Consider the following 23,952-nt stretch of genomic DNA (forward strand, 5'->3'; position numbering starts at 1 on the left):
ACGACGCCACCGTGTCACGTCATGTCGTCCGCCCACCGGATCGCGCCCGAAGGGCAGAGCGCCACTGCGTCGGCGACGCCGGTGTCCATCTCGGAGGCGGCGCTGACCAGCAGCACGGTGCCCGTCTCCTGATCCTGGTCGAAGGCGTGCGGCGCGAATCGGACGCACTGCCCCGCACCGATGCACCGGGTGTCGTCGACGACGAGCTGTCGGCTCATGCCGGCAGTCTATAGAAAATGAATTTCACTAACCAGCAGCTTGGTGAGCAATGAAGGGCGTGCGAGCATCTCGTATCGGAAGTGATTGTCGTTCAGCGGTCGGTCAAGGCACGGATCGTTCGACGACGAACCGACGGAAGGGCACTGATGAACGGCGACGAGTACCACGAGTCGGGCGAGTTCCTCGACCTGTTCAGTCTCGACGCATGGGGGACGCTGCGCGAGCCCGTGCTGGCCGCGCTGGCCGGCGCGGCGCCGCACGCCGGCCCCATCGTCGACCTGGGGGCGGGCAGCGGCCTCGGCACCCTGCTCATCGCCGAGGTGTTGCCCGCCGCACGCGTCCTGGCGATCGAGCCGTCGGCAGCCCAACGCGCGGCCCTGTTCGGCCGGCTCGGTCCCGTCCCGGACCTGCGGGAGCGGGTCACGGTGGTGGCGGCCGGAGCGCAGGACGCCCCGCTCCCGGATCGGATCGGCGGCGCCATCGCAATGAACATGATCGGGCACCTGGACCTCGACGCCCGTCGCCGGTTGTGGAGGCGGCTGCGCGACCGGCTCGCGGACGGCGCGCCGCTGGTGGTCAACGCGCAGCCGCCGGCGGAGCCGGTGGAGATCGCGGAGGCGGAGTTCGTGACGGTGCGGGTGGGTGCACACACCTATGTGGGCAGCGGCGCGGCGCAACCGGACGGGCCGGGCACCATCAGGTGGCGGATGCGCTACCGGGTGCTCGACGAGGCCGACCGACTCGTACGTGAGGTCACCGCCGTCTACCGATGGCACGTCGTGTCACCGGAGGCGCTCGCCGTCGAACTGTCCGCGGCCGGCTTCGACGCGATCCCCGGCCAGATGGACCTGGTGCGCGCGGTGGTCCGGTGACACGGGGTCGGTAGGTCCGGTTCCGTTGCGCGTGCCCCGTGCTCACTCCCGGCGAGGCGAGGCATGCTCGCCGTCGGGCACCCTACCGGCGCGGCCCGTCTCCTCGCCGGATGTGAGGCGGCGTCGATGCCGTCCTCCCGGTGACGTCGAACCGCGCCGCGACGGCCCGCATGGCTACGTCGACGACGGCGTCCCGGCTCGACCGCACGGCTCTCACTTCTCAGGCAAACGGGGGTGACAACCATTTTCACTAACTGGTATACCTAGTGGACCTATCCGGCCGCGATCTTCGTGGTCGACAACGAGAGTGATGGTGAGGGATGGTTCCGACCACGGGACGCAGACTGGCCGCGGTAGTCGCCGCGGCAGCGATCCTTGCGGCGACGGGATGCTCGGCGGACACCGACGACGGGGCGGCGTCCACCGGCGGGACGCTGCGCGCGGCGTTCGCCGGCGGCGGCTCCAGCGAGACGCTCAACTACCTGGTCGGCCCGACCGCCCTCGACTACGTACGGGCGAAGCTGGTCCACGCCCCGCTGTGCGAGCTCGACCCGAAGGCACCGGACGGCGTCTCGTACGGCGTCGTCGAGTCGATCACGGTCTCCGACGACCTGAAGACGTACACGTTGCGGGTGCGCGACGGGGTGAGGTTCAGCAACGGAAAGGCTCTGACGTCCGCGGACGTGTTGTACTCGCTGCGCGCACCGACCCTGTTGAAGGGGCTGCCCTTCACGAAGCTGATCTCGCGGAACTTCAACGTGGACGCGGCCTCCGCCCCGGACGCGTCCACGGTGCTCCTGCCGACGCTGTCGCCGATCGCCGACGGGCGCGAGGTGATCTGCCAGAGCATGCTCGCCATACCCGACGGGACCACCGAGTTCACCCCCGACATGCCCTCCTCCGGTCCCTTCACGGTGTCCACCTTCGAGCCCGGCCGGTCGACGCTGCTCAAGCGCAACGGGAACTACTACGGCGAGGCACCGTCGCTGGAGCGGATCGAGTTGCTCTCGATCCCCGACAGCACGGCTCGAGTGAACGCCCTCCGACAGGGCCAGGTCGACTTCGTCAGTGGTGTCGGCCCGGCTCAGGCGCAGACGCTGGACAGTGTCGACGGGATCGAGATCACCAGCAGCGAGCTGCCGTACGCCGCCTACCTGCAGTACACGATGAACGTCAAGGCCAAGCCGTTCGACGATCCCCGGGTGCGCGAGGCGTTCCGGTTGGCAGTCGACCGTGAGCGGATCGTGAAGACCGTCTACTACGGCCGGGCGTTCGTCGGCAACGACCTGCCCGCCCTCGGCTTCCCCTCGTACGACAGCTCGCTCCCCCAGCGTGCCCATGACCCGCAGCGGGCGAAGGAGCTGCTGGCCGCAGCCGGCGGGAGCGGCGTGAAGGTCGAGCTCACCGCCGGGCCGGAGCTGCCCGGGATGGTGGAGACTGCGACGCTCCTCGTCGAGGACCTGCGGGCGATCGGCGTCCAGGCCACCGTGCGGGAACTCCCGGCCGGGCAACTGTTCGCCGACTACCCCGCCTACCTCTCCTGGCCGTTCCGCGCCGGGTACACCCCGCCCGCGTTCTTCGAGATCAACCACACGCCGGGCACGTTCCCGGACGTGGACGCCCTCGTGCTCAAGGCGCGCAGCGCGGGAACCAAGGAGCAGCGGACGGCCGCGTCGCACCAGGCGCAGAAGCTGCTGTGGGAGAAGGGCGACCAGATCGGACCGGTGTTCGTCCCCACGATCAACGCCGCCTCCGACCGCGTCGGCGGCGTGCGAAACCTGCAGTTCCCCGACCTGTCCCGCGCCACCATGCGGAGCTGACGGGTGCGACTGGCCGGATGGCTGGCAGTGCGGGTCGCCGCTGCGGCGGCGACCCTCACCGTCCTGTCCGCCGTGGTGTTCTGGGCGACCGAGGTCCTGCCCGGCGACGCGGTCGGCACGACGTCGGGCCCGAACGCCACCGACGCCGAGCGGGACGCGATCCGCGTCTCGCTCGGGCTCGACCGTCCCGCGTACGAGCGCTACCTCGACTGGATCGGCGATGCCGCCCGCGGCGATCTGGGCGTCTCGCTCGTCACCGGACGGGACATCGGTGAGATCATCACCGACCGGCTGACGGCAAGCCTCGCGGTGCTGGTCCCGGCGGCGGCGCTGATCCTGGTGCTCGCCGGGGCGCTGGGCGTCGCGGCGGGACTACGCGTGGGCGGCCGGCTGGACCGGGTGCTGAGCACGACCACGCTCGGGCTCGTCGGTTCGTCGGACTTCCTGCTGGCCACCGGCCTGCTCCTGGTGTTCACCGCGTGGTGGCCGGTGCTGCCGGCGGTTGCCCTGGTGCCCGCCGGTGACGAGCTGTGGCAACACCCGGACCTGGTGGCCCTGCCGGCGCTCGCCCTCGCCCTCGGCGGATTCGGCGCGACGATGCGGCTGCTGCGCGCATCGGTCGCGCAGACGGCCGCGACCGGCTTCGCCGAGTTCGCCCGCCTCAACGGCGTCCGCGGCTCCCGCTACCTCTGGACCGTGGTCTCCAACGCCGCGGCACCCGCGCTGCACGGCCTGGCGATCATGCTCGCCGGTCTGCTCGGCGGCAGCGTCGTGGTGGAGACGCTGTTCAACGTGCCCGGCGTCGGCTTCGAGCTGACCCGGGCCGTGGCTGAGCGGGACGTGCCACTGGTGCAGGGCCTGAGCCTGGCACTCGGCGCCGCGACGTTGATGATCCTGCTTGTCGGCGACCTCCTCGCCGCGCTGCTGGATCGTCACCGGTCGCACTCCCCGGCGGGGGCCCGGTGACCGCACGACGCCTGCTGAGCACGGTGCCGCCCCTGCTCGTGCTCGCCGTTGCCGTGATCGGACCCTGGGTGCCCGCCGCCAGCCCGACCACGCCGGTCGCCGGACCGTACGAACCCTGGTCCGGCGCGCATGTCCTGGGTACCGACGTGCTCGGCAGGGACGTGCTCGCCCGTGTCCTCGACGGGGGCCGGGCGCTGATCGTCCTGGCCACGGTCGCCACGACGATCGGCAGCCTGATCGGCCTCGGCCTCGGCACGTGGGCGGGAATGACACGCCGGCACCGGGCCGCCCGGCTCACGGTGCGCAGCGTCGACGCGCTCGCCGCCCTGCCGGCGATCCTGCTGCTTCTCGTGCTCGCCGCCGGCGCCCCCGGCAGCGGGGCCGCCGTCGTCGTGGCGAGCGTCCTGGTGAGCATCCCGTTCTCGGTGCGGGTGCTCCGGGAACGCGTCGCCGCCCTCGTCGCCACGGACTATGCCCGAGCGGCGCAGGCCAGGGGGGACACCGCCGTCGCCCGACTGCGCCACGACGTGCTGCCCGGGCTGGTCCCCACCGCACTCGCCGAGGCCGGGATCCGGTTCGTCGCCTCGGTCCAGCTCGCCGCCACCGCGGGGTTCCTCGGCCTGGGTACCGGCGCGCCGGCCGCGAACTGGGGGCGCATGGTCCAGGAGAACAGCTCCGGGCTCGCGACCAACCCGTTGCCGGTGCTGGTCCCCGCCATGCTGCTCGTCGCGCTCGCCGTCGGTGTGACGCTCCTCCTCGACCGCCTCGCCGGTCCCGTTCTCGGCGAAGCCGGGGGCGGCCACATCGGCCCCGACCGGATCGGACAGACCGGATGAGCATGGTCGCCCGGGTACGCGGGCTCACCGTCACCACGCCGGACGGCACTCGCATCCTGGACGCGGTCGGCCTGGATCTCACCTCGGGCCGGGTGACCGGCCTCGTCGGGCCGTCCGGGTCGGGCAAGACCACGCTCGCGCTCGGCCTGCTCGGGCACCTCGGCCGAGGGCTCCGCCGCGAGGCCGGCACCGTCGAGGTGGACGGCGTCGACCCCTTCTCCCCCGCGGGCCGGCGCCGGCTACGCGGCCGGACGACCGGCTACGTCCCGCAAGATCCGGCCAGCGCGTTGGACCCCCGGCGTCGCCTCGGGGCGCAACTGCGCACGGCCGCCCGGATCGCCTGGCCGCAGGACGACCGGGCGGACAGGGCCGCGCGGATCGAGCAGGCCGCCCGCGATGCCGCCCTCGACCCGCCGCTCCTGCACCGCTATCCGAGTCAGTTGTCCGGAGGACAGGCCCAACGTGGGGTGCTGGCATGGACGCTGGTCACCCGGCCGGCGCTGATCCTGCTCGACGAACCCACCAGCGGCCTGGACCCCGACACCGCGCTGCGGGTCAGTCAACGGTTCACCGCGCTGCCCTGGCGGCCGGCGGTCCTGCTGATCAGCCACGACCTGGCCCTCGTGGACCGGATCGCCGACGAGACGCTCGTGATGGACCGCGGCCGGCTCTCCCCCGCCCGGCGCCACGCTCCGGTGGCACCGGCACGCGCCGAGGCGCCCGCCTCGGTGACGGCGACCCCGCCAACCGGAAACGGCACGGTTCGAGCCGCCCTCGCCTTCGAGGGGGTGACGGTCCGGCACGGTGCGCTACGGGTTCTCGACAGCGCCAGCGCACGGGTCGAGTTCGGCGAGATTCTCGGCATCCGCGGGACGTCCGGCAGCGGCAAGACCTCGTTGGCGCGGGCGCTCTGCGGGCTCGCTCCTCCGGCCGCCGGACGACTGCTGGTCGACGGCGCGCCGGTGAGCTGGGACGCGGCCGTCCGCGCGCGTGCCGGTCAGCCGTACCTCGCCTACGTCGGCCAGGACGCCCGCGCGGCCCTGAACCCGCACGAAACCGTCCGTCGCACGCTCACCCGAGCGCTCGCCGCGAACGCCCGGCGAGGTCGTCCGGCCGGCTGGACTCTGGAGGAGATCGTCGAGCGGTTCGCGCTTGCGGCCGAGGTCCTCGATCGCACGCCCGATCGGCTCAGCGGCGGTCAACGCCATCGCGTCGCGCTCGCCCGGGCTGTCGCCGCCGCGCCCGCCGTTCTCGTCTGCGACGAGTCCACCGCCTCCCTCGACCGCGACACCGAGGCCCACGTCCTGGACACGATCGACCACCTCCGCCGCCGCGACGGCACTCCCGTCGTGCTCGTCACCCATTCCGGCCACCTCGCGGCACGCGCCGACCGAGTCCTCACCCTCTCCGACGGACAACTGTGGTGACTCCACCGAGGCGCCGTACACACCGCCGCCGGTCGTGTGGGGCGGGTGCCCAGCCCTCGGCCTGTCTCCGCCGGGGCAACCAGCTCAACTACTACGACTTCTCCTCCTTCCGCGTCTTCGCCAAAGCGCCCTTCGAGACCTGGGGCAACGCCTGGCTCAACGCACCCTGCCTCCGGTGGTGCACACATCGTCATATCATGACGTTCTAATCATAATGGAAATCACTTCCGGTAGCCTTGTGGCACACGCACCCCACCGCTAGCGTCCTGCTGGTAATGAACCTCTTTGTCATTTGACCGGACGTGGAAAGGCGGCGGTTCCGGTGTTCAATAAGCGCGCAGGTCTGCTCGGCGCAGCCCTGATCTCGGTGGCGATGCTCGGTGCGGGTTGCGGATCGTCCTCCGACGGCGAAACGGCGGCGCCCTCCTCCGGGGCCTCAGGAGCGACAGGCATCTCGGTGGTCACGTCCACCAACGTCTACGGTGACATCGTGCGGCAGATCGCCGGCGACAAGGCGACGATCACGTCGATCATCAGTGATCCGTCTGCCGATCCGCACTCCTACGAAGCGAACACCCGCACCCAACTCGAGCTGTCGAAGGCCGACCTGGTGATCGAGAACGGCGGCGGCTACGACGACTTCGTCGACACGATGCTCAAGGCGGCCGACAGTGACGCCAAGGTGCTCAACGCCGTCGAGATCTCCGGCAAGGCGGCGACCGGCGGCGAGGAGCTCAACGAGCACGTCTGGTACGACCTGCCATCGATGGGAAAGCTGGCCGACCAGATCGTCGGTGCGCTGTCCACCGCGGAGCCCGGCGACGCCGCGACGTTCACCGCCAACGCGACGGCCTTCAAGCAGAAGCTCAGGGATCTGGAAGCCACCGCAGGCGAGATCAAGGCGGCACACGGCGGCACCGGTGTGGCGATCACCGAGCCGGTGCCGGGCTACCTGCTGGACGCGTGCGGTCTGGTCAACAAGACTCCGGAAGAGTTCAGCGAAGCCATCGAGGAGGGCACCGACGTCTCCGCCGGCACTCTGAAGGAGACCGTCGCTCTGTTCACCGGCAAGCAGGTCAAGCTGCTTGCCTACAACGAGCAGACGACTGGACCGGAGACCGAGAAGGTGCTCCAGGCGGCCAAGGACAACAAGGTCGGCGTCGTGCCGGTGACCGAGACGCTGCCGGCCGGCAAGGACTACGTCTCGTGGATGAGCGGGAACCTCGTCGCCGTCAAGACCGCACTGGGCTGATGCCTGACGACCACCGCGCGGTTCCGGTGCTGGAGTTCGAGGATGCCGGGCTGAGTTTCGGCCCGCGGCGGCTCTGGTCGGGGCTCTCCCTGCGCGTCGAGGCCGGCGAGTTCATCGCCGTCCTCGGCGCCAACGGGTCGGGCAAGACCAGCCTGGTCCGCGCGATCCTCGGGCTCCAGCGTCTGAGCGCCGGTCGGCTGCGCGTCTCCGGCCGGCCACCGCGCCGCGGCGCGGACGACATCGGATACGTGCCGCAGCAACGGCGCATCGATCCGCTGACGCCGCTACGCGCCCGCGACGTGGTCGGCCAAGGTCTCGACGGACACCGTTGGGGCCTGGGCCGGCATCCAGGGAGGGATGCGCGGGTCAGGGCGGCTCTCGGCTCGGTCGACGCCGCCGCGTTCGCCGACATGCCGGTCGGACTGCTCTCCGGCGGTGAACAACAGCGGATCCGCGTCGCGCAAGCACTGGTGGCCGACCCGCGCCTGCTGCTCTGCGACGAACCGCTGCTCTCACTGGACCTGCGCAGCCAGCAGACCATCACCGCGTTGGCCGACCGGCGACGCCGGGAGAAGGGAACCGCCGTCGTGTTCGTCACGCACGAGATCAACCCCGTCCTGCCCTACGTGGACCGCGTCGTCTACCTGGCCGACGGCGGATTCCGGAGCGGGACGGTGCAGGAGGTGTTCACCTCGGCGACGCTCTCCGACCTGTACGGGGTACCGATCGAGGTGCTTCGCGTCAACGGAAGGATCCTCGTCGCGGGGATCCCGGGCGCCGACGAGTCGCACCATCACCACGACGGCACCGAGGTCGGGGCGGAGCATGTCTGACCCCGGACTGTGGGACCGCGTGTTCAATTTCGCCGACTACGGCGAGTTGCTCGGTCTCGTCCACAACTCGATCATCGCCGGCGCGGTGCTGGGTCTCGTCGGCGGGTTGATCAGCACGTTCGTGATGATGCGCGACATGCCGTTCGCCGTGCACGGCATCAGTGAGCTGTCGTTCGCCGGGGCGTCCGGAGCGCTCCTGGTCGGCGCGAACGTCGTGCTCGGATCTCTGGTCGGCTCCATCCTCGCCGCCCTGGTGATCGGGATGCTGGGCAGCCGGGCCCGTGACCGCAACTCCATCATCGGTGTTCTCATGCCCTTCGGTCTGGGTCTCGGCGTGTTGTTCCTCGCGCTCTACCAGGGCCGGTCGGCGAACAAGTTCGGGCTGCTGACCGGCCAGATCGTCGCCGTGGACACACCACAGCTGTCCTGGATGCTGGTGACCTCGACGGTGGTCCTGATCGGCCTGCTGGTGATCTGGCGCCCGCTCGCTTTCGCCAGCGTCGATCCGGAGCTGGCCGCCGGGCGCGGCGTCCCGGTCGCGGCGCTGTCGTCGGTGTTCATGCTGCTGCTGGGCCTGACGGTCGCCATGTCGGTGCAGATCGTCGGTGCGCTGCTGGTGCTGAGCGTCGTCGTCACACCCGCCGCGGCCGCGATGCGGGTCACGGCGTCGCCGCCGCTCGTCACCGTGCTCAGCGTCCTGTTCGCCGTCGGCTCCATCGTCGGCGGCATCCTGCTCGCCCTGGGCAGCAGCATTCCCATCAGCCCCTACGTCACCACGATCTCGTTCATGATCTACATCGCCTGCCGGGTTCTCGGCGCACGACGGCACCGGCGCGGTTGGGCCACCGTCGGGCGCGCCGAGGCCCCGTTGTCCGCGGCGGCGCGCTGAGATCGGGGCCGGCCGAATGGCGAAGGGCGACCGCAGCACCACGAAGGAGCCGATAGAGACCGCCGCCGCCGTTCTTCAGGCCCTCGCCTCGCCCATCCGCCTGCGAGTGGTCCTGGACGTCATCGATCGGGAGGCGACGGCCGCCGAACTGGCCGAACGGCTCGGCGTCGGATACACCACGGTCGCCAAACACCTACGACACCTCCGGGTTGCCGGCCTCGTCCGCCGTCACCGGAGCGCGAACCACGTCCGGTACCTCGCGACCCCGTCGGCCGTCCTGCTGGTGCGCGCCATCCTCGTCACGACCGGGCCCCGCGGGGAGCACGGGAACCCTGTCTGCGGAGCTCTGCCACGGCACTGATCCCGCCGACGGCCCACCGGGCGCAGGCCCCCCGGGTAGTCGTAACCGTCCGTCACGAGGCCGCCGTAGAGCTCGTCCCAGAACTCGCATGATCCGGGTGGCTGCGCTCCGCGGAAAGATCGCCCGGGCGTTGTCGGCGCTGCGGGCCGATGACTCCTGGTCTCCGAGGGCGGCGGCACCATGATCATCGACGTGCGGCGACGCGGTCGTTGCCGATGCGGGGTGGCGCGGCGCTCGTCGGGCGGGCATCTCGTCTCCCACCGGAGGGTTCGGGCGACGAACTCACGGTCGCAGGGTCAGCGTCTGGGTCGCCGCATCCGTGACGGCGGCCCTGTCCCAGCGCATCGGCAGCGTCTGGCCGGCGCGCCACAGCGGCAACTGATCGTCGTAGTTGTGGTGGAACGCGTGCCCGGAGTTGCCGGTCAGCTGGATCCACCGGGAGGCGTCGAGGTCGGCCAGGTCGACGATCATCCGCATAGAAGGCACGGCGTCGACCTCGTAGCCCGCAGCGGCATTCCAACCCGTCGCGTTGACGATCGCGTCGCCGCCCGACACCCCGACCGGGTCGGCGTTGAAGAGCCACTCGACGGGCCCGACACCCGATGAGCCGAAGGTCTGGTTGCGTGCGGTCAGGATGTGCATCCGGCCCCACCGCCAGTCGGCGGGCCGGTCGCCCTGGTCGCGACGGAGCTCCGCGGTTGCCTCGGCCGCCGCCGAGCGCAGGATGTCGTCGCGGCGCTCGACGGCCGGGGTGTCCTGGCGATCCCACCACGGGGACCCGGGCTGGGCGAGCAGTCCCCGCACCACCTCGAACCACCGGTCGCCGCCGTCGGGCCGGTAGCTCGCGGGCAGTTCGTCGAAGATGCCGGCGAGCAGGTGGCGCCAGGTCGCGTTGTAGTACGCGGCCGCGGCGGACCGGCGCGCCTCGGCGCTGCCGGAGGGGCCGTCGGCAGGCTGCTGGAAGTCCCAGTCCTTCCACAGCTCGGTGGCGGTGACGCGGGCGTCGTCGGACGGGTCGGTCGCCCTGCCGAGAGCGTCGACAACCGCCGGTACGAGGGTCGGCGCGAAGCCGTTGCGGTTGTCGAACTGCATGCGCTGTACGTCCGCCACGCTGATCGCGCCGGGCGCTGACGTGATCATGTCGCGGATGCGCTGGCTGCGGTAGCCGTACGACCAGTCGCTGGTCAGCAGGCGCGGGTAGCCAGGGCCCACGACGGCCTGATTGGCGGTGACCAGGTAGCCGCCGGGCGGGTTGAGGACGCTCGGCAGCTCGGCGAAGGGAATGAAACCCTTCCAGTCGTACGCCGAATCCCAGCCCGGGCTCATCCACCGCCCGTCGCCCTTGCCGCGCACCGGGATCCGACCAGGGGACTGGTAGCCGATGTTGCCGGCCACGTCGGCGTACACGATGTTCTGTGCGGGCACCTCGAACAATGCGGCGGCGGCGCGGAACTCGGTCCAGTTCGCCGCGGTGTTGAGTGCGAAGAGAGCCTCCGCGGTCCGACCCGGCCGCAGCGCCGTCCAGCTCAGTGCGATGGCGTAGCCGTCGCCCTGCGTCCCGCCGTGCGGTGCCGGACGCCCGGGAGCGAGCTGAGGTCTGTCGGCCACGGCGGCCGGCGAGCCGGCCGGGTCGATCGGCGGCCTGCGGCCGATGTCCCGCAGCGATGCCGACGCGTCGGACAGCAACGGACCGTGCCGGGATGTGCGTACCGTGATCGACACCGGCTTGCCGCCCGCGACCTCGATGGTCTCGGTGCGGGTCTGGAGGGGCAGCCATTCGCCGTCGACCTGCACCCGGTCGCCGTCCACCCGCTCGAGATACAGGTCGGTCACGTCGGGGTCGAGGTTGGTGAAGCCCCAGGCGATACGGGCGTTGTGGCCGATGACCACGCCGGGGACGCCGGCGAACGTGAACCCGGCGACGTCGAACGCGCACTCGCAGTGCAGACCCATCTGATACCAGATACCGGGCATGCTCGGGCTCAGGTGTGGGTCGTTCGCCAGAATCGGCTTGCCGGTGGCGGTCAGCCGTCCACCGATGACCCACGAGTTCGAACCGATGCCCGGGCCGCCGTTGCCCAGCATGACCGGCAGCCGGGACAGGCCGTCGGCCAGCTCGGTGACGGTCCGCGCGGCGGCGGTCCCGGCCTCGTCCGGGCCGCCGCCGCCCTGGCCGCCGCCGCTGGCGGGCGCCGTCGGGGCACCGGACGGGACGGGTCCGGCGTCCTGGTCGAAGACGCCACCTACGACGGCCCCCCGGTCGACGATGGGTGAGTTCCGGTCGTACGGGTAGGCCGGGTAGAGCTGCTCGACCTGCGGGCGGGTCAGCCCGGCGGCGAGCAGCGCCGCGCGAGCGATCTCGGTGTCCATGTTGCCCCGCAGGTCCCACGCCATCGCCTTGAGCCAGGCGAGACTGTCCACCGGGCTCCACTGCTCGATCGTGTAGCCGGAGTTCTGCAGCCCGAGCACCGTGTACTCCAGGCTCGCCCGGCCCCCGTCGTGGTCGGCGAGCCAGGCGTTCACGCCGTCGGCGTACGCCTGCAGGTACCGCCGCGCGTCCGGAGACAGGAGCTGCCACTCCTGCTCGGCGACCCGGCGCCAGCCCATCGTGCGCAGGTAGCTGTCGGTCTCGACCTGACTCTCCCCGAACAGCTCGGCGAGCCGGCCACCGGTGACGTGGCGCCGGAAGTCCATCTCCCAGAACCTGTCCTGCGCGTGCAGGTAGCCCTGGGCACGGAACAGGTCGTCGCTGGTCTTCGCGTACACCTGGGGAATGCCGTGGCCGTCGCGGTGCACGGTGACGGGCGAGGTCAGTCCGGGGAGCCGCAACGCGCCGTCCTGCTGCGGGAACGAGCGGCGGACCGCCCAGACCGCGGTGAGGGCGAGCGCGAGGCTCAGCACCAGGAGGACCGCCACCACCCAGAGGGCGACCTTGCGCACCCGGACCCAGAAAAGAGGTACGGCATTCATGTCGCGAGATGCTAGTGCCCCGGCGTACCACTGCAATCGGCCGGCAACCGGCCTCGGTGTGCCAGTACACCGAGGCCGGTGGCGATACTCCCCGGCGTCGTCACCCGAAAAACCGCCCTTGTCCCGTGGCGTGCGGTCCGCGAACATTCGAGTCAGCAGCGTGGTGAGTCGGACGCCCGTCAACGCGCGCCCGGCGCTCTACGCGGATACCGCGTCGGGGACGCTCGACCGGACCGGGCCGAGCCGGAAGCCGGGGTCGATCTGGGCGGTGAGGTCGACACCGGTGCGGTCGTTGGCCCACGCGGCGGCGTTGCGGCGGTGGAACTCGTGGGCATGGCGGGTGAAGGCGTCCCAGTCCTGCACGGTGTCGTCCACCGCGCCGGCGAGCTGAGCCAGGACCGCCCGGTTGGCCGGCTCCAGCTGTGACAGCGGCTCCACCGCGCCGCGCTCGGCCCGCCGCACGTATGCCGACCGGCTCACCCAGGTGAGGAGATCGGCACCGACGTGCTCGCGGAGGAAGTCCACGTCCGAGGCGTCCTCGACCTTGTTGCCGATTACGGACAGGGCGACACCGTAGTCGCGGGCGTAGCCGGCGTACTGCCGGTACACGCCGACGCTGCGCAGGGTCGGCTCGCAGACCAGGAAGGTGCGGTCGAAGCGGGTGAACAGGCCGGAGGCGAACGAGTCGGCGCCGGCGGTCATGTCCACCACCACGTACTCCCCCGGCCCGTCGAGCAGGTGGTTGAGCAGCAACTCCACCGCACCGACCTTGGAGTGGTAGCAGGAGACGCCAAGGTCTTCGGCGGTGAAGGCCCCGGTCGCCGCGACGCGCACGCCGCCGACGTCCCGGACGCACGCGGCGTAGACGGGATTTTCCTCCGCCACCCGCAGCAGCCGGGATCCGGCGCCGGGCGGAGTCGTCTTCACCATCTCGGCGGCGGAGCCGATCCGCGGGTTCGTTCCCCGCAGGTACTCCTTGATCGCGGGCAGGTGCTCCCCGAGCGGCGGCAGCTGTGCGGCGACGGAGGCGGACGCGCCGAGAGCCACCGCCAGATGCTGGTTGATGTCGGCGTCGATGGCCAGCACCGGGCCCCGGCCGGTGAGATGGCGGGCGAACATGGCGGCGAGGGTCGTCTTGCCACTGCCGCCCTTGCCGACGAACGCGATCTTCACAGCCGACCCTCCGGACACACCAAAGCGATAACCGTTTTCATAGGCGTTACTGTAGCTGCCGGACCGTTCGGGGTGGTGGAAGCGGACGCCATGTCATCCGAGCGGTGACGAGGAGCCGCCGGGGGTCGGAGCCGGTGCGGTCGCACGCGACGGAGCGCCCGGTACCCGTCATACCCTCAAAGTATCCATCATCCGCTATTTACCTGGGGAGAAAATGACTCCTATGATCGTCGTCAATCGGCGCCGATCGATCGCACTGCTACCGCAGCGCGACGACCTGGCTCCGGCTGAGGAGGAATGCGATGCGTCCATCGTGCAAGTCCGCACTCGTCGGGGCGGCGGCCCTGACGATGCTGATGGCGGCCACCCCCGCCATGGCGGCCGACCGGGTCGGCGTGGTCCGGGAGGCGGGCGGCGCCACCGCTGTCGCCGACAGCTACATCGTCGTGTTCAAGGATGCCTCGGTCACCCGGGCCCGGGTCGGTGACACCGCCCGGCGGCTGACCAGTCGGCACGGTGGGGCGGTCGCCCGCACCTGGGGGGCCGCGTTGCGAGGCTTCGAGGTGCGGGCCGTCGCGCGCGCCGCGGCGCGGATCGCCGCCGACCCGGACGTGGCGTACGTGCAGCAGAACCACACCATGTCGATCAGCGGCACCCAGACCAACCCGCCTTCCTGGGGCCTGGACCGGATCGACCAGCGCAACCGGCCGCTGGACAACTCCTACACCTACCCGAACACCGCCAGCAACGTGCGGGCCTACATCATCGACACCGGCATCCGCACCACGCACACCGACTTCGGCGGCCGGGCCACCTGGGGCACCAACACGGTGGACTCCAACAACACCGACTGCAACGGCCACGGCACCCACGTCGCCGGCACCGTCGGCGGCTCCGCGTACGGCGTGGCCAAGGGTGTGCAACTGGTCGCGGTCAAGGTGCTCAACTGCTCCGGCAGCGGCACCACGGCCGGCGTCGTCTCCGGTGTCGACTGGGTCACCGCCAACGCGGTCAAGCCCGCCGTCGCCAACATGAGCCTCGGCGGTGGCGTCGACACCACGCTGGACGCCGCCGTGCGCAACTCCATCGCCTCCGGCGTCACCTACGGCCTGGCCGCCGGCAACGACTACGGCGCGAACGCCTGCAACAGCTCACCGGCGCGCACCGCCGAGGGCATCACGGTCGGCTCGACCACCAGCAGCGACGCCCGCTCGTCGTTCTCCAACATCGGCACCTGCCTGGACATCTTCGCGCCCGGCTCGTCGATCACCTCCGCCTGGAACAGCAGCAACACGGCCACGAACACCATCAGCGGCACCTCGATGGCAACCCCGCACGTGGTCGGCGCGGCGGCGCTGGTCGTCAGCGCCAACCCCTCCTGGACCCCGCAGCAGGTCCGCGACTACCTGGTCAACAACGCCACCAGCAACGTCGTGACCAGTCCCGGCACCGGCTCCCCCAACAAGCTGCTCTACGTCGTCAACGGCAGCACCCCGCCGCCCCCGCCCCCGCCGCCCGGCTGCACCGGCACCAACGGCACCGACGTGGCGATCCCCGACGCCGGTTCCGCCGTGACCAGCGCCATCACCATCTCCGGTTGCGGACGCGCCGCCTCGGCGACCGCCACCGTCGCGGTCAGCATCGTCCACACCTACCGCGGGGACCTGGTCATCGACCTGCTCGCACCGGACGGGACGAGCTACCGGTTGAAGAACAGCAGCGGCTCCGACAGCGCCGACAACATCAACGCCACCTACACCGTCAACCTCTCCTCGGAAGCGGCCGACGGCACCTGGCGGCTGCAGGTGCGCGACGTCTACTCCGCCGACACCGGCTACCTCAACACCTGGACCCTCACCGTCTGACCATCCGCTCACGCCTCACGGAGCGGCACATCGTGACGGTGCGGCCGGCTCGCTGCCACGCGAGCCGGCCGCACCTGTCGTTGTCGGGCCGTGTCTGCCCGAATATCCACACTCCGGCCTACTCCTTGCGGTGGTCCAGTCGGACGGCGCGCAGTACGACGTCGTCGACGTGGTGTGTGCTGATCGCTCCCGGGGGACGCGGGCGGGTCTCGTTCACGTCGATGCGCCAGTGGCCCGAAGCCGTGATGGCGGCGGCGATCTCGTCGATGCCGACGTACGCCTGCGGGTCGTACATGCGGGTCTGCTCGCCGGGGTCCGACGGCTGCCGCAACACGGTCAGGTCGTGGCCGACGACGAGCAGTGTCCCGCCGACGGCCACGGCGTCGAGCAGGTTGCGCAGTCCGCGCTGTTCGGGGGTGCGCTGGAACGATCCGTACTGCAGGGAGACGAGGTCGTAGGTCTGGTCTGTGTACGCGGCGGGGTCGTTGGCGTCGCGGTGCAGCGTACGCACGGCCAGCCCGCGGCGTCGCGCTTCGGCCCGGATGCGGTCGAGTGCCCTGGTGGAGACGTCGGAGGCGGTCACCTGCCAGCCTCGTTCGGCCAGCCAGAGCGCGTCGGCTCCCTCGCCCGCGCCGACGTCGAGCGCCCGCCCGGGCGGCAGGTCCGTCGCCTCCGCCACGAGGGTGCCGTTCGGGTTGGCGCTCCACATGCGTTCCTGGTCCCCGTAGCGACTGTCCCACTCGATCGAGACACCGGAGGGGCGGATGCCGGCCATCATGTCCTCGGCGGCGAGGCTGAAGGCGATCTGGGCGCCGATCCAGCTACCGTTCGCCGCGGACTGCAGGACCTGGGCGCTCGGGTCGGTCAGGTTCCCGGCGGCGAAGACGCCCTCCACGCTGGTACGTCCGGTCGCGTCGACCGCGACGAGATGACCGAGTCCGCTGGGGTGGGCCGTGGTGTCGACGCCGAGCCCGGCGAGCATCTCGACCCGGGGACGGAACCGACCCCCGGTGAGGATCGCGTCGGCCGGCAGGCTGCGGCCGTCGGCCAGCTCGACGACGAGTGACCCGTCGGGGCCGGCGTCGGCCACCCGGCGCACCGCGCTCTCGAGCACCGGGACTCCGGAGGCGACGAGGTTCTGCACCGTGGCCGGGTCGATTCCCGTTGCGTCGTGCAGTACCACGGTCAGCTGGTCGGTCAGGTGCCGCATCAGCGGGGTCGGATGCAGTCCCATCGGCGTCGCGACGATCTGCACGACCCGCAGGTCACGGACCTCCCAGCCGTGGCAGAACGGACAGTTGAACACCTGAGCGCCCCACCGCTCGGTGAGGCCCTCGATGGCGGGAAGCTCGTCAACGATGCCGGTCGCGGCCAGGATCCGGCGTGCGACGAGGCCGTGGCCGCCCGAGAGGGCGAGGTGGAACCCGTCGTCCTCTTTCCGCACCGCAAGGACCCGGCCGGTGAGGACGCTGCCGCCGTAGCTGCGGACCTCCTCGCGCCCGATGGCCCGCATCGCCTCCGGTGGGGTGCCCTCGCGTCCGAGGTAGCCGTGCATGTGCGCCGCCGGCGCGTTCCGCGGTGTGCCGTCGTCGACGACGATGACCGAGCGGCGCTGGCGAGCGAGTTGCAGCGCGGCCGCCAACCCGGCTGCTGAGCCGCCGATGACGGCGACGTCGCACCTGCGGACGATGCTCTGGTGCGGGGTGTGTCCGGTTGTCTCGTGGGCATGGTCCGTCATGGGTCCAGCGTACGAACATCTGGCATTATGTGACAGACACCTTGCGGAATCCGCAAGACGCCTCCATGCTGGGGACATGAACGACCGCAGTGAGGTGGAGCGGCTGGCGCGCACCCGGTTGCGCAGCATCCGCACCACGCTCGGCTACTCCCTGGACGAACTCGCCCAGCGCAGCAACCTCAGCCCGTCGACGATCAGCCGGGTCGAGACCGGTAAACGGACGCTCAGTCTCGACGTGCTCGTGCCCCTGGCCGGTGCCCTGCAGGTCAGCCTCGACGTGCTCTTCGAGGCAACCAGCGACGAGGACGTGGTGATCCGTCCCGTGCAGCACCGCTCGGGATCACGCACGACGTGGCCACTGAGCCGCGTCGACGGGCGCACCATGGCGATGAAGATCCGGTTGGAGCCCGAGGCGACGATGCCCGCCCAGCGGGTCCATCCGGGGTACGACTGGTTCCTGGTGCTGGAGGGCAAGGTGCTGCTGTGGCTCGGCGAACGGCAGATCGAGGTCGAGAAGGGCGAGGCAGCCGAGTTCTCGACGATGACGCCACACTCGATGACAGCGCTCGACGAACCGGCCGAACTGATCATGATCTTCGACCGCGAGGGACAGCGCGCACATCTACACCAGTGAGCGTGCAACGGGCAATTCCCATCTCCCGACAGGCGTCGAGCACGTTCCACGTCGGTACGCCAACCGCAGCCGCGATTGCGGCCGCGCAGTTCGCTGATCCGGAACGGGAAACCCCTCAGCACGCCACGGCCCTTGTTCGATGTGCCCAGCCGATCAGCCATCGGCCCTACGCGTCCCCCGCCGGCCGGCTCATGGCGGCCAACGAACTCCGGACCCGGTTCGCGGACTCCGTGTTGCCCAGCCGTTCGTACACGCCGATTGCCGCCTCGTACTCCGTGGTCGCCTGGTCCGGACGGCCCTGGGCGGCCGCGATATCGCCGAGCGCGTGGTGTGCCCCACTCACCCCCGCGCCGTGCCGGATCCGCGAGAAGATCTCCAGCATGGCGCGGAAGTCCTGTTCGGCGTCCCGGTATCGCTCGTCGCCCGCGGCGAGCCAGCCCCGCTCGTGCAAGCAGTACCCGCGGAGGAAGTCGTCGTCCAGCCGGTCGGCGACGTCGAACGCGTGCCTCGACAGAGCGGCTGCCTCGGCCGGGTGGCCGGCGAGCTTGTGCCCGGCGGCCAGTCCCAGGAGAACGTAGCCGTGCAGGGCTGTCTCCGTCGCCGGAAGCAGTGCCGCCGCCCGCTCCAGGATGGGGATGCTGCACTCGGGACGGCCCAGGGTGTTGTAGAGGGTCCCCAGAGCGGAGCGGACCTCGATCTCCTCCTCGGTCGCCTGCAACCGCTGGAACAGGCGCAGCGCCCGCAGCAGCGACCTCTCCGCCTCCTCCAGACGGCCGTAGGACCGTAGCGCCTCGCCCAGCCGGCGAGTGGTCTGTGCCAACTCTCCGTTGTCGCCGAGCCGCTCGGCGAGAGCAATGGCCTCCTGCGCCGTACCCAGCTCCGACTCCACCTCACCGACCAGGCCGTAGGAGTGCGAGACCCAGCGCAACGCGCGTATGCGCCTCCGGTCGTCACCCGCCGAAGCGGCCGCCTGCTCCGCCGATCGCCAGAGCTGAAGCCGGTAGATGTGGTCGTCGGCGGCGGTCAGCAGCGGGTGCACCGCCTCCACCAGCGCCCACACGTGGTCGGTGAGCCCCTGCGCGACCGCGGTCCGCAGCACGGCCAGGATGTTGTCGCGTTCGTCGGCGACACAGCCACCGTCCCCGGCCCGGCCCCGCAACCAGTCCAACTGCCGAATGAGGCAGGCGGCACGGTCGCCGGGCGGCTCCTGCTGCTCCATCAGCTCGCCGGCGAACAGCCGCAGAAGGTCGTGCAGCCGGTAGCTCGACGGGGTCGGCGCCTCGACCAGGAAGGCATTCCCCAGCCGGTCGAGGGCGTCCCGCACCTCGGACGGATCGAGCCCGCACCGGCGCGCCGCCGATTCGAGGCCGAACAACACACCCGGGTGTGACCCGGCTCGCCGGAACACCAGCCGGTCCACGTCGCTCAGCTCCTCGTACGTGGACTGGAACGCCGACCTGATCGTCCGGTCCCCCACCCGAAGCTCGCCGAGCCGGCCGGTCTCGTCCGCCAGCCGGTCGGCCAGGCCGGACGGCGTCCAACCGGGTCGGGCCTGGAGCCGGGACCCGACGATGCGCAACGCGAGTGGCAGCCCCGCGCAGACCTCGACCAGCCGTCGGGCGCCCGAGGGGTCCGCGGCGACCCGGTCCGCACCGACCGTCGCGGCCAGCAATTCGAGCGCCGGTCCGGGCGGGAGCGCGCCGAGGGTCAGCACGGCGGCCCCCGGCAGGTCGGCGAGCAGGCGGCGACTCGTGACCAGGGTGAGGCAGCCCGCGCCCGCCGCGATCAGCGGCCGCACCTGCGCCACGTCAGAGGCATCATCGAGTACGACGAGAAGCCGCAGGTCTGCGACCACGGACCGGAACCGCGCCGACAACTCCTCCAGCGTGCCCCGCCGCTCCTCCACGTCGCGGCCGAGCGCCCCGAGCATCCGGATCAGCGCTTCCTGCGCCGGCACGGGCTCGGGACCGGCACCGCCCAGGGGGACGTACACCTGGCCGTCCGGGAACCGCTCGCGGACCCGATGGGCGTACGACACGGCCAGCGCCGACTTTCCCGTGCCCGCCGCCGCAGAAATGACGATGACCTGCGCTTTCCCCGCGATCAGTTCCTCGATGGCCGCGAGTTCCGCCTCCCGGCCGGTGAGGTGCGGCGCGACCGGGAGTTCGCTCGGCTCCGGTGGGCTGTCCACCGACGGGACGGCGGATGGCGCGGGCAGGTCGTCGGCCTGTGTGAGCCGGTGCTGCCACAGAGCGAGGCCGACCCCGGCAAGGGTCAGCGCGGCGACGGTGGGCCAGGCCAGCCAGCCGTACGCCGCGACCGGCTCGGGCAGCTCGCCGCCGGTCGCGACGTTCACCACGACGGCCAGCACGACTGAGAGCAGGCTCGACACGGTCACCAGCAGCAGGGCCACGCTCCCGCGCGGGCCGCGTCTCGCGCTCGGTGAGACCTCCGTCGGACCACCGCGCCCTCCGTCGCCGCTCAACCGGCAGTCGTCCCACCCGTGCCGAGCGGCGCAAGGACCACGGCACCACGCGAAGCCATCGACGACCTGGTATCGCACAGCATGCGGCCATGATGCCAGTCGCGCCTACCGGACAGGGCCCCGAAGGCATGGCCCTGGCTCCTGGTCGGGACCACCGGTCGGGACGTGAGCGACAGCCTGGCCGCAGCACCACCCCGGTCGACCACGACAACGCGCTCGAGCGGACCCACCCTGTGTGGCTCCTACAGAAGAAGATCGCCCTGCTCGCAGATCCGGACGTCGTCGCTGCCGCCACCGACCTCGCCCACACGTTCGACGATGCGGTCTGAGACGGCATCGCCCTCGGCGACCACACCCCGAACGATCAGCAGTGCGGGCTGGGAGAACCCAGGCTCGGGCCGGGCCGGGCGGCGTGCACCACCGTGGTGTCCGCTGATGGCCGGCCGTAGCGGCGACGCAGCCGGGCCTCGGCGCGGGGGTTGCGGTTGGCGAGGGTCAGATCGCCGCCGTAGTGCGCCAGGACCCGTGGGTTCATCACCCGGTACCACAACGGCGGAACGAGAGCGAGCAGCACCATCGAGGCGTAGCCTCCGGGCAGTTGCGGTGAGACGTCGAAGCTGCGCAGCGTCTGGTAGCGGCGCAGCGGGTTGGCGTGGTGGTCGCTGTGACGTTGCAGTTGGAAGAGGAACACGTTGGTGACGAGGCGGTCGCTGTTCCAGCTGTGTCGTGGGTCGACCTTCTCGTAGCGGCCGGTGGCCGTGCGCCGGCGGCACAATCCGTAGTGCTCGAGGTAGTTGACCGCTTCCAGCAGCGAGAAGCCGACGATCGCCTGCAGGAGCAGGAAGGGCACGAGCTGCCACCCGAACACCGCGATCAGCAGGGCGAAGAGCACGACGGTCATCAGCCCGGCGTTGAGCAGGTTGTTGCGCAGCGTCCACGGACTCCTGTGCCGAAGCCGGAAGCGGCCGGTCTCCAGCCGCCACGCCGAGACGAGGCTGCGCCAGACCGTACGCGGCCAGAACGCGTAGAAGCTCTCCCCCAGCCTGGCGCTGGCCGGGTCCTCCGGTGTGGCGACACGGACGTGGTGCCCGCGGTTGTGCTCGACATAGAAGTGGCCGTACCCGGTGGGCGCGAGCGCGATCTTCGACATCCACCGCTCGACCGATTCGCGCTTGTGGCCCAGCTCGTGGGCGGTGTTGATGGCCAGACCGTTGACGATTCCGATGGTGGCGACCAGGCCGGCGGCGCCGACGACACCGAGACCGCCGCGCGTCCACACCCATGCTCCGAGCAGCAGGGCGGCGTACTGCACCGGCAGGAACAGGAACGTGATCCAGCGGTAGTAACGGACCTCCTGCAACCGCCGGGCGACGTCGTCGGGCGGGTTCTCTCCGTCGTCACCGAGCAGCACGTCGATGATCGGGATGAGTCCGAAGACCACCGCCGGGGTGAGCCACCAGGCAGCAGGTCCGGCGCCGGCCTCCCACAACGCGTACGCCAGCAACGGCAGCACCGGCACGAGAAGAGCCAGGGGCCACAGGGGCTTCTTGCCGTCACGCCACCCGGCGGCGACCGCCGGGGCATCGATCGAGGTCTGCATGAACCGCCTCCGGAGTGTCGAGCGTCATGTCGACTGTCACACGGACGCTCACGCTTGACAATATGTATCTTCGCGTCAATTTCGTGGGCACGCGAGACGTGTGTGTCCACTCGATAGACTCGGCGCACCATGGCCGGCTCCCCGCGTTATCGCCACACCGCGCGCCAGCACCTGCGTGACGCCGTCATCACCGCCGGCCGCGACCTGGCGATCGACCGCGGCTGGGACGCGGTGCGGATGGCCGACGTAGCGGCCCGCGTGGGTGTGAGCAGGCAGACGCTCTACAACGAGTTCACCAACAAGGCAGGCCTGGGCGAAGCCATCGCCCACCGCGAGATCGACCGGTTCATGGACGGTGTGCGGGACGCGTTGTCCGCCCACGGCGGCGACGTGAGGGCCGCCGTCCACGCAGCCGTCACGTTCGTGCTGACGCATGCCGGTGCCGACCCGCTGATCAAAGCCGTCGTCAACAGTGTCCGAGGCACCGACTCCCTGCTCCCCTACCTCACCACCCGCGCCGACCTGGCCCTGGCCGCCGCCGTCACGGTGCTGAGAGAGTGGGCGGGCACCCACCTGCCCTGGGTGCCCGCCGACGATGTCACAGTCGGCGCCGAGTCCATCGCGCGGTTGGTCGTCAGCCACATCGTGCTGCCGACCGCGCCCGCCGACAACACCGCCGACGTCCTCGCCGACCTGGCACAACGCTTCCTGGACCCGCCGCGCGCGTGAACGAGCACAGCAGCTACCGCTGAAGGCCGCCCGCGGACGGACACGTCACGCCCCCGGATCAGGCGTGGCGCCGGTCCGAAGCGGGAAGAGAGGCTGAACCGTGGGTACGCTCCCACGCCAGCTGATCGCCAGAATGGAGGCTCCTCGTGATCATGGCGCTGTTGCTCGACCTCGCCAACATCGTCGGCGGGTTCCTACTCGCCGCCGCGCTGCTGCGACTGTTGCCACGGGTCGGCGACGACCTCGGCCGCCTCGCCGGCCGGGCCGCCCCGGTCGCCTGGATCGTCGGCCTCGTCGCGCTGGTGACCGGCGGGTACCACCTCATCGTCCACCTCGTCTCCGGCCCTCGGCTGTTCCACTTCGAGGTGGTCGGCATCGGCGTCGGGCTGGCGCTGCTGTGGAGCCGGCTGACCGGACGAGCGGCGCCGCAGGCCGATCAGCCGAAGGACACCACGGGCGTCCGGCTGCTGCTCGCGGTCTTCGGTCTCATCGCGATCGTGGTCGGCGTCCAAGGTCTGTTCACGCCCGACGGCTGACACGAAACGCCCTCCGCGCCGTACGGCAGGCCGCGACTTCGCAGCCGAGGCCCGGCAGAGCACCGAGAGCACCGGATCCGCCTCATCTGCGAACGAGGATCTCGTCGAGGGGTTTCCGGTCGATCGCGGGCACCTCGGCGTCCGCCGCCGGGTATCCGACGGGTATCACGACGTATCCGCGCTCCTCGCGGGGCCGGTCGAGAATGTCGTTGAGGAACCGCATCGGGCTCGGCGTGTGGGTCAGGGAGGCGAGCCCCGCGTGGTGCAGCGCCGCCAGCAGGAACCCCACGGCGATCCCGACGGACTCCTTGACGTAGTAGGGCTTCGGCGACTCCGGGCCCTTGTGCACCTCGAACACCACGATCAGCCCCGGCGCGGTCTCCAGAAACGGCTTGCGCCAGTCAGTGCCCAGTGGCGCCAGGGCGTCCCGCCACTCGTCGGAGACCCGCCGCCGGTAGAAGTCGCGTTCCTCGGCCTCGGCGGCCTCGCGCAGGGCGCGGCGTACGCCGGGATCGGTGACCACCACGAACCTCCACGGCTGAAGGTTGGCGCCACTGGGCGCGCTGCCCGCGGCCCGCACGGCCTCCTCGATGACGCCCTCGGGTATCGGGCGGTCGGCGAACTGCCGGATGGAGCGCCGGGCCGACAGGTTCGCGGCGAACGCACGTGCCCTGGCCAGCGCCTCGTCGGCCGGCACATCGGAGCGGGGAGCAGCCCGCATCGGCACCACAGGTCCGTCTGCTGACA

The 23,952-nt window shown here is 71.0% G+C and carries 20 protein-coding genes; 13 read left to right on the top strand and 7 right to left on the bottom strand.

Features of this window, described 5'->3' with window-relative positions; translation table 11 throughout:
• Window positions 1-14 precede the first annotated feature (14 nt).
• A complete protein-coding gene (locus KSK32_RS30765) occupies window positions 15-218 on the bottom strand; it encodes a ferredoxin (protein WP_216935163.1) in 204 nt (67 codons plus the stop codon).
• 147 nt (window positions 219-365) lie between these two features.
• On the opposite strand from KSK32_RS30765, the gene KSK32_RS30770 reads away from it, so the two are divergent.
• The 9 genes from KSK32_RS30770 (at window position 366) to KSK32_RS30810 (ending at window position 9,475) form a co-directional block, all read left to right on the top strand.
• Entirely contained in the window at window positions 366-1,091 is a 726-nt protein-coding gene (locus KSK32_RS30770) for a class I SAM-dependent methyltransferase (RefSeq protein ID WP_216935165.1), read from the top strand.
• A 320-nt stretch (window positions 1,092-1,411) separates the two neighbouring features.
• Complete coding sequence (locus KSK32_RS30775; RefSeq protein ID WP_216935167.1) at window positions 1,412-2,911, top strand: ABC transporter substrate-binding protein; 1,500 nt, start codon at window positions 1,412-1,414, stop codon at window positions 2,909-2,911.
• Between the two features lie 3 nt (window positions 2,912-2,914).
• Entirely contained in the window at window positions 2,915-3,877 is a 963-nt protein-coding gene (locus KSK32_RS30780; protein ID WP_289256436.1) for an ABC transporter permease, read from the top strand.
• Window positions 3,874-4,713, top strand: coding sequence for an ABC transporter permease (locus tag KSK32_RS30785; protein ID WP_216935168.1), 840 nt, complete (start codon window positions 3,874-3,876; stop codon window positions 4,711-4,713). Before KSK32_RS30780 ends, KSK32_RS30785 begins: the two co-directional genes overlap by 4 nt.
• A complete protein-coding gene (locus KSK32_RS30790; RefSeq protein ID WP_216935170.1) occupies window positions 4,710-6,140 on the top strand; it encodes an ABC transporter ATP-binding protein in 1,431 nt (476 codons plus the stop codon). Before KSK32_RS30785 ends, KSK32_RS30790 begins: the two co-directional genes overlap by 4 nt.
• A 457-nt stretch (window positions 6,141-6,597) precedes the next feature.
• On the top strand, window positions 6,598-7,392 hold the full coding sequence (locus KSK32_RS30795; RefSeq protein WP_289256437.1) for a metal ABC transporter solute-binding protein, Zn/Mn family: 795 nt from the start codon (window positions 6,598-6,600) through the stop codon (window positions 7,390-7,392).
• On the top strand, window positions 7,392-8,225 hold the full coding sequence (locus tag KSK32_RS30800; RefSeq protein WP_216935172.1) for a metal ABC transporter ATP-binding protein: 834 nt from the start codon (window positions 7,392-7,394) through the stop codon (window positions 8,223-8,225). Before KSK32_RS30795 ends, KSK32_RS30800 begins: the two co-directional genes overlap by 1 nt.
• Complete coding sequence (locus tag KSK32_RS30805; RefSeq protein WP_216935174.1) at window positions 8,218-9,114, top strand: metal ABC transporter permease; 897 nt, start codon at window positions 8,218-8,220, stop codon at window positions 9,112-9,114. Before KSK32_RS30800 ends, KSK32_RS30805 begins: the two co-directional genes overlap by 8 nt.
• 16 nt (window positions 9,115-9,130) lie before the next feature.
• Window positions 9,131-9,475, top strand: coding sequence for a helix-turn-helix transcriptional regulator (locus KSK32_RS30810; protein WP_216935176.1), 345 nt, complete (start codon window positions 9,131-9,133; stop codon window positions 9,473-9,475).
• 282 nt (window positions 9,476-9,757) lie between these two features.
• On the opposite strand, the gene KSK32_RS30815 is transcribed toward KSK32_RS30810, so the two are convergent.
• Window positions 9,758-12,445, bottom strand: coding sequence for a penicillin acylase family protein (locus tag KSK32_RS30815; protein ID WP_216935178.1), 2,688 nt, complete (start codon window positions 12,443-12,445; stop codon window positions 9,758-9,760).
• A 198-nt stretch (window positions 12,446-12,643) separates the two neighbouring features.
• Window positions 12,644-13,618 carry an ATP-binding protein gene (locus tag KSK32_RS30820; RefSeq protein WP_216935179.1) on the bottom strand — a complete coding sequence of 325 codons (975 nt, stop codon included), beginning with the start codon at window positions 13,616-13,618 and terminating at the stop codon, window positions 12,644-12,646.
• A gap of 302 nt (window positions 13,619-13,920) precedes the next feature.
• Here KSK32_RS30820 and KSK32_RS30825 point away from each other — a divergent pair, with 302 nt between their 5' ends.
• Entirely contained in the window at window positions 13,921-15,483 is a 1,563-nt protein-coding gene (locus KSK32_RS30825) for a S8 family serine peptidase (protein WP_216935181.1), read from the top strand.
• Window positions 15,484-15,601: 118 nt separating this feature from the next.
• On the opposite strand, the gene KSK32_RS30830 is transcribed toward KSK32_RS30825, so the two are convergent.
• The gene (locus KSK32_RS30830; RefSeq protein WP_216935183.1) at window positions 15,602-17,221 is read right to left on the bottom strand and encodes an FAD-dependent oxidoreductase; all 1,620 of its coding nucleotides are present in this window, start codon (window positions 17,219-17,221) and stop codon (window positions 15,602-15,604) included.
• A gap of 76 nt (window positions 17,222-17,297) precedes the next feature.
• On the opposite strand from KSK32_RS30830, the gene KSK32_RS30835 reads away from it, so the two are divergent.
• Window positions 17,298-17,855, top strand: coding sequence for a helix-turn-helix domain-containing protein (locus KSK32_RS30835; RefSeq protein WP_216935185.1), 558 nt, complete (start codon window positions 17,298-17,300; stop codon window positions 17,853-17,855).
• A 166-nt stretch (window positions 17,856-18,021) separates the two neighbouring features.
• Here KSK32_RS30835 and KSK32_RS30840 read toward each other — a convergent pair whose 3' ends face one another.
• Window positions 18,022-20,268, bottom strand: coding sequence for a tetratricopeptide repeat protein (locus KSK32_RS30840; RefSeq protein WP_216935187.1), 2,247 nt, complete (start codon window positions 20,266-20,268; stop codon window positions 18,022-18,024).
• Between the two features lie 436 nt (window positions 20,269-20,704).
• The gene (locus KSK32_RS30845; protein WP_216935189.1) at window positions 20,705-21,940 is read right to left on the bottom strand and encodes an alkane 1-monooxygenase; all 1,236 of its coding nucleotides are present in this window, start codon (window positions 21,938-21,940) and stop codon (window positions 20,705-20,707) included.
• A gap of 129 nt (window positions 21,941-22,069) precedes the next feature.
• Here KSK32_RS30845 and KSK32_RS30850 point away from each other — a divergent pair, with 129 nt between their 5' ends.
• Together KSK32_RS30850 and KSK32_RS30855 are read left to right on the top strand one after the other, a co-directional pair.
• Complete coding sequence (locus tag KSK32_RS30850) at window positions 22,070-22,669, top strand: TetR/AcrR family transcriptional regulator (RefSeq protein ID WP_216935191.1); 600 nt, start codon at window positions 22,070-22,072, stop codon at window positions 22,667-22,669.
• A 152-nt stretch (window positions 22,670-22,821) separates the two neighbouring features.
• Window positions 22,822-23,205, top strand: coding sequence for a hypothetical protein (locus tag KSK32_RS30855; RefSeq protein WP_254188853.1), 384 nt, complete (start codon window positions 22,822-22,824; stop codon window positions 23,203-23,205).
• Between the two features lie 82 nt (window positions 23,206-23,287).
• Here the strand turns inward: KSK32_RS30855 and KSK32_RS30860 are convergent, their stop codons facing one another.
• Complete coding sequence (locus KSK32_RS30860) at window positions 23,288-23,926, bottom strand: nitroreductase family protein (RefSeq protein WP_216936456.1); 639 nt, start codon at window positions 23,924-23,926, stop codon at window positions 23,288-23,290.
• Window positions 23,927-23,952: the final 26 nt, after the last annotated feature.

Origin of the sequence: Micromonospora sp. WMMB482, from assembly GCF_019038635.1 — a bacterium.
In the GTDB taxonomy this organism is placed as follows: Bacteria; Actinomycetota; Actinomycetes; order Mycobacteriales; family Micromonosporaceae; genus Micromonospora; species Micromonospora marina.